Raw genomic sequence first — 12,161 nt, 5'->3', positions numbered from 1 at the left:
ACCATATCAGGCCGGCATGATCAGGTCGGCAGGCGGGCGACGGTGTTGATCACCGCGCCGGCCGCCATGCCGATCACCACCGCCCACACGCTGGTGCCGCCACGACGCTGCAGTTCTGTGCGGATGCGGTTGTGCTGCCCGGCGTGGGCAGCCTTCACCCTGGCCAGCAGCCGCGTGCAATGGCGCAGGTACAGGCTGTTGGCGGTCACGGCGATGCCGAGCCGTGGCACCGCCAGCAACGCCACCGTGAGCAGCGGGCTGGCGCGGGCGGTCAGCAGCGCGATGCCGAACAGGACCAGTTCGAACAGGATGGCCGCCAGGTACATCTTCCGGTGCAGCAGCCAGTAGGTCGGCACCAGGAAGGCGGGCCAGTGCCACGGCCGCGGCGGCTTCGGCACCGGGCTGTCCAGGTGCCAGCGCTGGCGGTAGAGCGCCGCGTTGGGGCCCACGAGGAGGTTCAGGTAGTCCGCGTCGGACGAAGCAGGCGCGTCTCCCACCTCTGCGGCGGGCGCGAGATAGGGATTGTCGTCCGCCGGGGAAACCGGCGGGGTATCCAGATGATTCATGTCGGCGATTCCTTGCCCGGGATGATCCCGCGGTAGCGGCAGCCACCGGTGAATCTGAAGCCGCTCCGGCCTCAGCCTGCCATCGCCTGCCCCACCAGCATCACCACAACGACGGCGATGGCCACCACCGCCGCTGCCAGTGCATTGGTGTCACCCCGCCTGGCCAGCTCGCTGCGCAGGCGTGGCTCGTCGTCTCCGGCCAGCGCACGAGCACGGGCGATCTCGCGCTGGCAATGCGCCAGGTACCAGCGATTGGCATACACCGCGGCGGTGATGTTGATGACAAAGGTGATGACCATCGACACGCCTTCCGGAACGCCCAGCAACGCCTCGGCGATGCTGAAGAACACCAGCATGCCGGCCCAGATCGCCGCCAGCCGGTACATCCGGCGGTACACCATCCAGATCACGCCGATCAGGAACGCCGGCCAGTGCCAGGTGCCGTTGCCGTCGGCAACACCCTGGTCGAGCCGCCAGCGCTGTCGATAGATCGGGAAGTTGCCGCCGACCACGGCGGCGTACAAGGCGATGTCGCCTTCCAGCTGCGGCGCGGCCGCTGCCACCGGCGAAGCAGCCGGCGCACGATAGGGGTCGGACGGATCAGCGGTCGGTGCGTCACCGCCGCTGACGGCCTGCACCGGTTCAACCGGCGGCGGGGTCGGATCCATCGGCGTCACCGAAGGATCCAGCTCGGCCAACGGCCGCCACGATGCCATTCCTTCCCGCCACATCAGCGTACGGGCGGTTACGGTGCCGTCCTGCTGCAGGCGGCGCAGCCCGGCCAGGTCCACCGGCCCTTCGCTCTGCTTGCTGTTGGCGTACCACCACTGTGCGTCCTGCATGCCATCCATTCCTGTCGATCCCATCGTTACTCTGAACATCCCGCTACGGCCTGCAGCGGTTCACTAACCAGCACCTGCACCAGCTGGTGGCGCGCGCCGGGTCCAAGGGTAATCTGCTCTGGCCCAGCATTGGCCACTTCCAGGCACACGTAGTCGTGCCAACCGTCGCCGACATCGGCCATCTTCGCCGCCGCCGCCGCGCCCGGATTCCACGCCACCAGGGTCTGACTGCCTTCGCTGCGGATCTCGATCCGCCGCTGCAGGACGGGATCGCGCAGCACGTAGTGGCCGCCGGCACCGGTATAGATGCGGTCGCTTCGCCCCGGATCGCGCGGGTCACGCAGCGACCAGGGCCCCTGCTGCTGGTGCAGCTGCGCGTCGTCCTCGTACTTGTCCAGATAGTGCAGGCCATCGAGGCCATCGACCTCGACACGATGGGCATCGCCTACCCGGAAGTAGCTGTGCAGGGCCTGGGTGAAGGTCACCGGGGACGTGCCGGTGTTCTCGGTGGTCAGCTGCTGGTGCAACTGGCGACCGATGCGCAGCTGCATCTGCAGGCGCAGGCCACATTCGGCAATCAACAGGGGCGCCAGCTGCAGCTCCAGCTCACCGTCATCGCCCTGGCGGGCCTGCAGCAGTTCCCAGCGCGCGGTGCGTACCAGGCCGTGTGCCGGCACGTCATCACGCTGGCCCTGGCGACCGAACCACGGCCAGCACACTGGGACGCCACCCCGGATCGGCGTGGGCAGCCCGGCACGTTTCGGCGACAGCCACAGCAGGTCCGGCTGCCCCTCTGGAATGAACGACAGCAGCTGTCCACCGAACACGCTGATGACCGCGGTGGCGCTGGGGGTGCGTACCTGCCAGGCCTCGAGCCCGTGGTACAGGCCGGTGCTGACGTCCGGGTTCGACTGCATGCGATGACGCTCCTTGAAGACCGCGGCGATGATGTCGCGGCCAGCCTGCGATCGGCAAGGTCTAGCGGGAGGCAGGCGCCCCTGCTGCTGCCTCCTGCTGCAACGCGCGCAGGATGCGCTGGCCGGCGCGGCCATCTGCATTGGCCCAGCCCAGGCGCTGCTGCTCGGCCTGGATCGCGCGGCGGGTGGCGGTGCCGATCATGCCGTCGGCGCTGCCGATGTCGTGGCCCCGGGCCAGCAGCAGGGTCTGCAGCTGGCGGCGTTCATCGCGGCCGATGCCGGGATCATCGGTCGGCCAGGCGGTGGCCAGGCCGGTGCCGCCACGCAGCTGGTCGGCCAGCGTGGCAATCGCCAGCGCATAGCTTTCGGCGGCGTTGTAGCTGTAGATCGCATCGTAGTTGCGGAACACCAGCAGCGCCGGGCCCTTGATGCCGGCCGGCAGCAGCAGGGCCGCGCGCGCGTCGGCCGGCAGGTTGGCCGGGGCCAGCACGCTGCCGTCCAGCGCAGTCACGCCCTGCGCGCGCCAATCGGCGAGGGCCCGTCGCTGGGTGCGGCCCGCCTGGCTGGCGTTGAAGCCGGCGGGAACCCGTACTTCCATGCCCCACGGTTCGCCACTGCGCCAACCGGCCCGCTTGAGGTAATTGGCGGTGGACGCCAGCGCGTCGGGAATGCTGCCGACCAGATCACGACGACCATCGCCATCTCCATCGACCGCGATACGTGCGTAGGTGCTGGGCATGAACTGCGTATGCCCGAAGGCGCCGGCCCAGGAACCGGTGAGCCCCTGGGCCTGCAGGTCACCGCGGTCGATCAGCTTGATCAGCGCCAGCAGTTCGCCGCGGAAGAAGGCCTGGCGGCGGCCGGCACAGGACAGCGTGGCCAGCGACTGCAGCAGTGGGCGTTTGCCGAAGACGCGGCCATAGTCGCTTTCCACCCCCCAGACCGCGACGATGGTGGCCGGATCGACGCCGTACTGTGCGGAGACGCGATCGAGCAGATCGCGATGTTGCTGCAGCAGGGTGCGGCCATCATCGACGCGCTGGCGGTCGACCAGCGCGGCCAGGTAATCCCAGATCGGCGTGGTGAATTCCGGTTGTGCGTCCAGCAGCCCGAGCACGCTCGGGTCCGGCGTGAGTCCGGCGGTGATCCCGTTGAATCGATCAGCGCTGATGCCCTGGGTCGCGGCGGTAGCCTGCAGGCCCGCCAGGCAGCGGCTGAATGCCGGATCGATAGTGGCGGCGGGGGCTGCAGGCAGCGTCGGCGTCGACGCGAGGGCGGCCGCCAGGCCGAGCGTGGTCAGAATGGGCATGGCGTCCTCCGTGTTGCCGTTGCACGGCCATCTTAGGGGCAGCGGTGCGGCCGAACCTGAAGGGGCACCGGCTGGCCGCCCACCCTAGGCAGCGCGCAGCAGGCGCAGGCCATAGGCGGGGCTTTCGGCATCCCAGCGCTGCGCAACCTGCAGGCCCGCCTGCTGCAACAGCGCTTCGAAGCTGTCATCGGTGTACTTGTGGCTGTACTCGACGCGGATGGGCTCACCGGCAGCAAAGTGGAAGGTGTGGCCATCCAGGTGGACGTCCTGCGCCCACTGGCTGACCAGGTCGGTTTCGATGCGCAGCCGCGCGGTGCTGTAACGGGCGCGGTGGCGGAATCCGTCGAGATCGAAATCGCTGCCGATCTCGCGATTGAGGCGGGCCAGCAGGTTGAGGGTGAATGCTGCGGTGACACCCTGCGCATCGTTGTAGGCCGCCTCGATCAGCGACGGGTCCTTGTGCAGGTCGATGCCGACCAGGGCCAGGCCGTCGCGGCCCATGGTCTGGCGCATCGCCCGCAGCAGTGCGACGGCATCCTCGTCGGCGAAATTGCCCAATGTGGAACCCGGGAAGAACAGCAGGCGACGGGCAGGCGCGCGCTCGGGCGTCGGCACGGCGACGGCGCGGGTGAAGTCGGCGCAGACCGGCAGCATCTCGACCTCGGGCAGCGCGGGTGCCAGATGGTCGATGCTGGACAGCAGTGCCGCCCGCGAGATCTCGATCGGGGTATAGGCCACCGGATCCTGCAGTGCGGCCAGCAGCAGCGCGGTCTTGCGGCCACTGCCGCTGCCCAGCTCCACCACGTGCAGGCGCGGGCCGACCACGCGCGCGATATCGGGCAGCACCCGGGCCAGCAGCGCCAGCTCGGTGCGCGTGGGGTAGTACTCGCGGGTCTGGGTGATCTGTTCGAACAGACGCGAGCCGCGGGCATCGTAGAAGTACTTGGAGGGCAGCTGCCGCGATGCGCGTGACAGGCCGGCCACCGCATCGGCCAGGATCTGCTGGCGGCTGGGGGTCAGGTCGGTCAGCGCCTGCAGCGCGTCATGCACCGTGCTCATGTGAGGTCCCTGGCCAGGCGCAGCCCGGAGAACTGCCAGCGCGCCGGCGGCATGAAGAAATTGCGGTAGCTGGCGCGCACGTGGTCGCGGGGCGTGGCACAGCTGCCGCCGCGCAGCACCCACTGGCCACACATGAACTTGCCGTTGTATTCGCCGAGGTTGCCGTCAAAGGGGCGGAAGCCCGGGTAGGCGCCATAGGCGCTGGCGGTCCATTCCCAGACATCACCGAACAGCTGCCGCAGTCCACTGCCCTGCCCGGCCTGCGGGTGCAGGTGATCATCATCGGCAAAGTGGCCGCGCAGGGGCTGCGATGCGGCGGCCGCTTCCCACTCGAACTCGCTGGGCAGGCGCGCACCGGCCCAGCGGGCGCAGGCATCGGCCTCGTAGTAGCTGAGGTGGCAGACCGGCGCATGCGGATCCAGCTCGCGCCACCCCCCCAGGGTGTACTCGCGCTGCAGGGCATCATCCCAGTACAGGGGGTGCTGCCAGCCTTCGGCTTCACGCAGCGCCCAGCCTTCGCTGAGCCACCAGCGCGGTTCGCGGTACCCCCCCGCCTCGATGAAGGTGCGGTACTCGGCATTGCTGACGGGGCGTTCGGCCAGCGCATGCGCGGGCAGCAGCACACGGTGCGGCGGCGATTCGTTGTCATAGGCGAAGGCGGCGTGCCGTGGCCATGCCGCGGCACCGACAGTAACGATGCGTTCGGGCGATTCGATCCAGCCCTGCGGCGTCGCGGTGCTGGCGACGGGTCGCAGGTCTTCGCGATACGGTGGCTGCAGTGGATTGCACCAGAACGCATGCTTGATGTCGGTCAGCAACAGTTCCTGGTGCTGTTGTTCATGCTGCAATCCCAGCTGCAGGTGATGCATCGCCTGCTCATCAAGGTCACCCGCCGCCAGCCGTGACTGCACCTGCAGGTCGACCTGTTGCCGGTAATCGCGCACCTGCTGCAACGAGGGCCGCGACAGCAGCCCGCGCTGCGGCCGCGCATGCGCCGGGCCGATGCTCTTGTAGTAACTGTTGAACAGGTAGTCCCAGGCCGGGTCACGCGCCTGCGTGGTGGCGAAGCCGGCCAGCACGAAGCGTTCGAAGAACCAGGTGGTATGCGCCAGGTGCCATTTGCTGGGACTGGCGTCGGCCATGCTCTGCAGCATGGCGTCCTCGGCACTGAGCGGCGCAGCCAGCTGCAGGCTGCGCGCCCGCACCTGTGCAAAGCGGCGGGCGAGATCGCGCTGCGGGGCAGCGACGGCGGCGGGTGCGCTGTCCATGCGGGCAGCATCGGCGCAGGACGGTGAGTGCGACGTCATGGCACCGCACCACTACGTTCACATGACAGCGGGCGCGCGCATTCAAGAAGCGCGTGGGGACGCCGCTAACGGCAATGTTGCGGCCGCATCGTCACCGCACTGGACTTACTGCGTGCCCCTGCATCCGCTCCGCCAGCCTGCGCATTACCTGTTCGTGCTGCCCGCCGTGCTGGTCGTCCTGGTGCTGTGGATGGCGCTGGGCACCGAGGATGTGGCCAGCCCGGGCCAGCGCATCCTGCCCTGGCTGCTGGCCTGCCTCGGCGCGGGCCTGGCGCTGCTTTACCACCAGATGCGCACGCTGTGCCTGCTGCTGGTGGTGGCAGTGGTGTTCGCCCTGCTGCACCGGGACGTCGGTGGCTACCTGCGCAGCGGCCATGTCGACGCCCTGACCCCGCTGCGCTTCCACGCGATCTCGGCGTGGGTGCCGCTGCTGTTCGCGGGACTGGCGCTGTGGCCGGAACGCGGACGCCGACGCCAGGACCTGCTGCTGCGCAGCGTGGTGTGCGGCGCAGCGCTGGTGATCTTCCTGCTGCTGGCGGCACAGCAGCCGCAGGGCATGCACGATCTGCTGTCGAACCGTCACTGGGCCTGGATTCCCGCCGACTGGAACGCGTTGGCGCAGCTGCCGGCGCTGCTGTTCCTGCTGGCGACCGCAGCATTGGGCTGGCAGGCGTGGCAGCATCCGCGGCCACTGCACACGGCGATGCTGCTGGCCCTGCTGTGCCTGTGGTGGATGCTGCCGCGGATCTTCCTGCAGCCGGTGCTGCTGCCAGCGCTGAGCAGTGCCGCCCTGCTGCTGATGCTGGGCGCGATGCTGCAGGAGTCCTTCCACATGGCCTTCCGCGATGAGTTGACCGGCCTGCCGGGGCGACGTGCATTCAACGAGACCCTGCAGCGGGCGCGCGGCACCTACAGCATCGCGATGGTGGACGTGGACCACTTCAAGTCATTCAACGACACCCATGGCCACGACACCGGCGACGATGTGCTGCGCCTGGTGGCCTCGCGGCTGGCGCGGGTGGGCGACGGTGGCCGTGCGTTCCGCTATGGCGGCGAGGAGTTCGCGGTGGTGTTCCTGGACCGCCCGGCGGCGGCCTGTGTCGATGCCGTGGAAGCATTGCGGCAGAGCATCGAGGACACCCGCATGCAGCTGCGCGACCGCAGTACCCGCAGCCGTGACGACGAAGCCGGCCGCCAGCAGCGCGGACGCGGTGGCAGCGGCCAGGTGGTGCAGGTGACGGTGAGCATCGGGCTGGCCGACAGCCGCGTGGATCCGCGGCCGATGGCGGTGGTCAAGGCCGCCGACCAGGCCCTGTATGTGGCCAAGGACGGGGGCCGCAACCAGGTGCGTGCGCACGGCGGCCAGCGCGTGCTGGCTGCGCGCAGCGCGTAGGGCTCAGACCGCGTCGAGGTAGTACCAGCGACCGTCGATGCGTTGGAAGCGGCTGTGCTCGGTCATCTTCACTGCGCTGCCGCCGCCGATGCGGTAGCGCGCGGTGAAGCGGACGTCGGCGCTGTCGGCACCGGTGACGGTGTGCTCGTGCACGGTCAGGCCCAGCCAATGCGTGCGCTGGCCGGGTGCTTCATCCAGTGACAGCTCGGCCGGGCGCGTGTCCGGGTGCCAGGTCTGGCGCAGGTAGTCGGCCAGGCCACGCACATACGCGCTGTAGCGCGAACGCATCAGATGCTCGGCATCGGGTGCGGCTTCACCTGCGTGGAAACGGCCGCAGCAGGCGGCATAGTCGGCAGGCAGGCCACAGGGACAGGGATCGGCGGGTTTTCGGCTCATGCCGGCATTGTCGCCGGGTTGTGCGCATTGATCCACGCGCGGCACGGGCCAGCTGAAGCAGGACAGGCGTATGCTGTCGCGCCCCCACCTTGATTGATCGCCGTGCTGGAACTGGTTCCCCCTGAGTTGTGGTGGCTGGTGGTGATCGCCTTCATCGCCGGTCTTGTGGATGCTGCCGTGGGTGGCGGCGGCCTGGTGCAGCTGCCCGGCCTGTTCACGGTGCTGCCGCAGCAGACGCCGGCGATGCTGTTTGGTACCAACAAGTTCAGTTCGATGTTCGGCACCGGTGCGGCTGCCTGGCGCTATGCGCGCAACGTGCGCTTCCCGTGGAAGCCGGTGCTGTTCGCGGCCGGCACCGCCTTCATCTTCTCCTTCGCCGGCGCCACCGCAGTGAGCCTGCTGCCCAAGGACGCGGTGCGCCCACTGGTGCTGGTGCTGCTGATCGCGATGCTGGCCTACACGTTGTGGAAGAAGGACTTCGGCGCGCTGCACCGGCCGCAGGAGATCGGCCGCCGCGAACTGGCGATCGCGCTGGCGATCGGTGCGGCAATCGGCTTCTACGATGGCTTCTTCGGGCCGGGCACCGGCAGCTTCCTGATCTTCCTGTTCGTGCGCTTCTTCGGCCTGGATTTCCTGCGTGCGTCGGCCGCGTCGAAGGTGGTGAACCTGGCGACGAATGTTGCAGCGATCTCGTTCTTCGTGCCGACCGGCAACATCCTGTGGCTGTTCGCGCTGCCGATGGCGGCGGCCAACATCATCGGTTCGGTGGTGGGCACGCGGTTGGCACTGAAGGGCGGTACGCCGTTCATCCGCAAGCTGTTCGTGGGGCTGGTGGTGGTGCTGATCGCGCGGATGGCGTGGGATACGTTGCGCGGGGCGTGAACGAGCGTCATGACCCGGCAGGTGCCAACCTTGGTTGGCACACGGTTTCCGATCGCGAAGAGCAGCCGAGCATGGCTCGGCTCTACAGGTCGCTGGACCGAGGCGGTCAGGCCTCCGCTTCTTCCGGTTCGTTGGCCTGCTGGCGGCTGCGTTCGGGCAGCTTCAGGCGCTTGCCTTCTTCGTCGTACTCGATCAACAGCACGCCGGAGTCGTGGCGGCCGCTGATTTCGACGAAGCAGGCGCCACCGATGAACGGTTCCAGCGTCATCACCGACTTCAGCGGGGTGGCGACCACCATCTGGAAGCCGAAGTTGTCGAAGATGTTCATCGCCAGTGCGGTGAACTCGTTGTCGGCCTTGTCGAAGGCTTCGTCGAGCACGACCGCGGCGTAGCTGGGCAGCTGGCTGTCGGCGCCGCCGAGCTGGTAGCGCAGTGCCGCAGCCAGGCAGGTGGTGGCCAGTTTCTGGCGCTGGCCACCGGACTTGCCGGCACCGCTACGGTAGATCTCGACCTGCTGGCGCGTTTCCGCATCCAGCTCGACGCCGATGAACTCCACGTGCATGCGCACGTCCAGCACCAGCTCGCGCCAGCGCTTGTCCTCACCTTCCTGCGAACCGAGGCGGTTGACCAGCTGGCGCAGCACGGTGAACTGCGATTCGGCCAGCTCGCGCTGCTCGGTCTGCTGCTGCGACAGCACCTCGCGCAGCTGCAGGTGGAACTCGCCGACTTCCGGCAGGCGGCGGTCGCTCAGTTCGATGGTCAGCAGCGTGCCACGGTTGAACGGCACCTGTTCCAGGCTGGCGTTCACTTCGTCCAGGCGCTGGCCGATCGACTTGCGGGCCTCGGCGCTGTGGCGCTGCAGGGCCAGCAGGTTGTTCTTGCTCTGGTTCTGCAGCAGGTCGAAGAAGCGCTCTTCGTGCTGCGGCAGGCCATCGCGTTCCAGGCGCTCGAGGCGGGCGAGGAAGTCCTCGGCCGAGGCCACCGAGACGGTGAAGTCGCCCGATTCCTCCGGCCATTGCTGGATGAAGCGACGGAAGCAGCCGATCAGCTGGTTCTCGATGCGGTTGAGGTCCTGCTGCGAGGACGACAGCTGCTCGTTCAGCGCGTTGCTGACCTGGCGCATGTGCGCTTCCAGCGTTTCCAGGCTGAGCGGGCCCTGCTCCTGCAGGCGCTCGGCCAGCCCGGCTTCCTGCTCCTGGGCCAGGCTCGGCAGCACCAGCGCACGGCTCTGCTGGCGGGCGCGGTCGAGGCGATCACGTTCCTTGACCAGCTGGCCACGCTCGACGCGGACGTCTTCATAGGTGCGGCGGGATTGTTCGATGTCGGCGCGCACGGCGTCGATCTGCTTGGCCAGCTTGGCGAGGTCGGCGTTGCCTTCGCGCAGGTCGCGCAGGGTCGCTTCGATATCGCTCAGGCGCTGCTGCGGGGCGGCGATGTCGATCTCGTTCCAGCTGATGCTGACCAGCTCGTGGCAGGCCAGGCGGCGCTCATTGTCGCGGTCGCGCTGGCCGCGCAGGCGTGCGATGTCGGTCTCGCAGCTGGCGATGCGCTTGGCCAGTTCCTGTGCTTCGCGCTCGAAGGCGCCCACCTTGTCGTGGTTGTTGAAGCCCAGGATCCAGCGACGGCGGTCGCCCACCGCACTGCGGTCGTCCTTCTCGAAGCGGTCGCCCGGATGCTTGACCTGGCCTTCGCGGGTGATGCCGCGGTCGACGTTGCGCAGCTGCTTGGCATCCACGCACTCGTAGTCGAAGCGCTTGCCGAGCTCGCGGCGCAGCCAGCTTTCGAACACGTGCTCGCGCAGCTCCAGCTTGTGCAGCAGCGACTTCGCCGACGGCTCGCGCGCGAACGCATCATCGTTGCGGCGCACGCGGTAGTAGGTGAAGCGCATGCCCAGATGGGTACGGTTCACCCACTCGGCGACGTCGTTGTAGTGCTTGTCATCGACCAGCAGCGACAGCGCGAAGCCGCCCAGCACGCGCTCGATGGCGCCCTGCCAGCCCTGCTCTTCCGAGCGGACCTGGATCAGCTCGCCGACGAACGGCAGCGCCGCTTCGGCGATGCCGGTTTCCTCGGCCAGGCGCGCGCGCAGCTTCTGCATCGGCGCCGGGATGTTTGAGGGGGTGCGCTGCATCGCTTCGAGTTCGCTGCGCACTTCACCGAAGCGGCGCTCGTCGTCGCGCTTGCCGCCGAGGCGGTCGCTGATCGCATCGTCCAGTGCCGCCGAGGCGCGCTGGCGGTCCTGCAGTTCATTCTGCGCACGCTCGACCAGCTCGGCGAAGCCATGGGCATCGTCGGGCAGTTCGGCCTGCAGCTGCTGCGCCGCTTCCTGGGCCTGGTCACGCTTGGCCTTGCGGCGGTCGCGCTCGGCTTCGGCGCGGCCCTGCTCGCGCTCCAGTTCCTCGATGCGCTCACCGCCCTGCTGGCGGCGCTGCAGTTCCAGTTCGGCCAGGCGCTCGGTGTGGTTGTCGAGCGCGGCGCGGCGCTGGGCCTCTTCGCCGAGCAGGCCACGGTCACGCACGTCCATCTCGCGCAGGCGCGCTTCGATCAGCGCCTGGCGGCGGCTTTCGCGGAAGCTGTCGACGCCGAGCTTCAGCGCTTCGTCATCGCCGCGCTGGCGGTGCATTTCCTTCAGGTCGTTGTAGTAGGCGCGTGCCGGCAGCAGGGTTTCCACCTGGCGGCGCGCGGTGACCACGGCCTGGTGCGCGCCATCGAGCTCGGCGAAGTCGCTGACCAGGCGCTCGGCGGCGTCGAAGGTCTTCGGCGTGTCGAGCATGAAGTCGCGCAGGAAGACGTTGAGGTCGCCCAGGTTCTTCGCCGACTGCGTCTTGTGCAGCAGGCGCAATGCCATTTCGTTGTCGATGCCGAGCAGGTCGCGGAAGCGCTCGGCGTAGCCGGAGAAGGTGTCGAAGTGGTGCAGGTCGGACAGCTTCTGCTTGAGCTTGCGCAGGTCCAGGTCGAAGCCGCCGAGGTCCTTGGCGATGTCGAACGGGCGCTCGGCGATCATGTAGTGCTTGCGCACGTCGCCGGCCGAGGTGCCGTTGCCGGAGATCCACAACAGGCGCACCAGGCTGACCACGCGGCCATCGCCGGCGCGGTACTCCAGCACCAGTGCGGTCCAGGTCGCGCCCTTGCGCAGGTACTGGGTGGCGATTTCGCCGGTGCCGCTGTCCTGCTGGTCGGCCCACGCGCCACGCACATAGGACACCAGGTTGCGGTCGCGGCCACTGCGCTCGGCTTCACGCGCGGCGGCATTGAAGTCGACGATGGCCGGCGGCGTCAGCAGCGCAGACATGGCATCGAGCAGGGTCGACTTGCCCGAGCCGGAACGGCCGACGAACAGGAAGCCGCGCTCGGCGATCGGTACTTCGGTCAGGCCGTTGAAGGTGCCCCAGTTGTGCACCTGCAGGCGGCGCATGCGGAACTGCTGCAGGCGCGGGTCCGGCAGGCCTTCGTTGAACAGGGCGGGAGTGTGCTTGGAGATAGCCATGCG

At 68.5% G+C, this 12,161-nt stretch carries 10 protein-coding genes; 2 read left to right on the top strand and 8 right to left on the bottom strand.

Features of this window, described 5'->3' with window-relative positions:
- Window positions 1-20 precede the first annotated feature (20 nt).
- The 6 genes from BKE09_RS11375 to egtB form a co-directional block, all read right to left on the bottom strand.
- Window positions 21-566, bottom strand: coding sequence for a DUF2628 domain-containing protein (locus BKE09_RS11375; RefSeq protein WP_075675810.1), 546 nt, complete (start codon window positions 564-566; stop codon window positions 21-23).
- 71 nt (window positions 567-637) lie between these two features.
- Window positions 638-1,408, bottom strand: a complete 771-nt coding sequence (locus BKE09_RS11370) for a GYF domain-containing protein (RefSeq protein ID WP_075675809.1) — start codon at window positions 1,406-1,408, stop codon at window positions 638-640.
- A gap of 26 nt (window positions 1,409-1,434) precedes the next feature.
- Window positions 1,435-2,325: a D-hexose-6-phosphate mutarotase gene (locus tag BKE09_RS11365; RefSeq protein WP_075675808.1), complete on the bottom strand. Its 891-nt coding sequence runs from the start codon at window positions 2,323-2,325 to the stop codon at window positions 1,435-1,437.
- 61 nt (window positions 2,326-2,386) lie between these two features.
- Window positions 2,387-3,634 (bottom strand): lytic murein transglycosylase, encoded by a 1,248-nt coding sequence (locus BKE09_RS11360; RefSeq protein ID WP_075675807.1) that lies wholly within the window; start codon window positions 3,632-3,634, stop codon window positions 2,387-2,389.
- A gap of 84 nt (window positions 3,635-3,718) precedes the next feature.
- On the bottom strand, window positions 3,719-4,693 hold the full coding sequence (egtD, locus tag BKE09_RS11355; protein WP_075675806.1) for an L-histidine N(alpha)-methyltransferase: 975 nt from the start codon (window positions 4,691-4,693) through the stop codon (window positions 3,719-3,721).
- Complete coding sequence (gene egtB, locus BKE09_RS11350) at window positions 4,690-5,961, bottom strand: ergothioneine biosynthesis protein EgtB (protein ID WP_075675805.1); 1,272 nt, start codon at window positions 5,959-5,961, stop codon at window positions 4,690-4,692. Before egtB ends, egtD begins: the two co-directional genes overlap by 4 nt.
- Before the next feature lie 151 nt (window positions 5,962-6,112).
- On the opposite strand from egtB, the gene BKE09_RS11345 reads away from it, so the two are divergent.
- Window positions 6,113-7,393, top strand: coding sequence for a GGDEF domain-containing protein (locus BKE09_RS11345; RefSeq protein ID WP_075675804.1), 1,281 nt, complete (start codon window positions 6,113-6,115; stop codon window positions 7,391-7,393).
- Between the two features lie 3 nt (window positions 7,394-7,396).
- Here the strand turns inward: BKE09_RS11345 and BKE09_RS11340 are convergent, their stop codons facing one another.
- Entirely contained in the window at window positions 7,397-7,789 is a 393-nt protein-coding gene (locus tag BKE09_RS11340; RefSeq protein WP_075675803.1) for a YchJ family protein, read from the bottom strand.
- Between the two features lie 102 nt (window positions 7,790-7,891).
- Here BKE09_RS11340 and BKE09_RS11335 point away from each other — a divergent pair, with 102 nt between their 5' ends.
- Window positions 7,892-8,671 carry a sulfite exporter TauE/SafE family protein gene (locus tag BKE09_RS11335; protein WP_012512533.1) on the top strand — a complete coding sequence of 260 codons (780 nt, stop codon included), beginning with the start codon at window positions 7,892-7,894 and terminating at the stop codon, window positions 8,669-8,671.
- A 106-nt stretch (window positions 8,672-8,777) separates the two neighbouring features.
- Here BKE09_RS11335 and BKE09_RS11330 read toward each other — a convergent pair whose 3' ends face one another.
- Window positions 8,778-12,158, bottom strand: coding sequence for an SbcC/MukB-like Walker B domain-containing protein (locus BKE09_RS11330; RefSeq protein ID WP_049446864.1), 3,381 nt, complete (start codon window positions 12,156-12,158; stop codon window positions 8,778-8,780).
- Window positions 12,159-12,161 lie beyond the last annotated feature (3 nt).

The sequence above is a fragment of the Stenotrophomonas sp. TD3 genome (assembly GCF_001939825.1).
Classification (GTDB): Bacteria; Pseudomonadota; Gammaproteobacteria; order Xanthomonadales; family Xanthomonadaceae; genus Stenotrophomonas.
The sequence above is the reverse complement of the archived record's forward strand: the minus strand, read 5'-3'. Positions and strand labels throughout refer to the sequence as shown.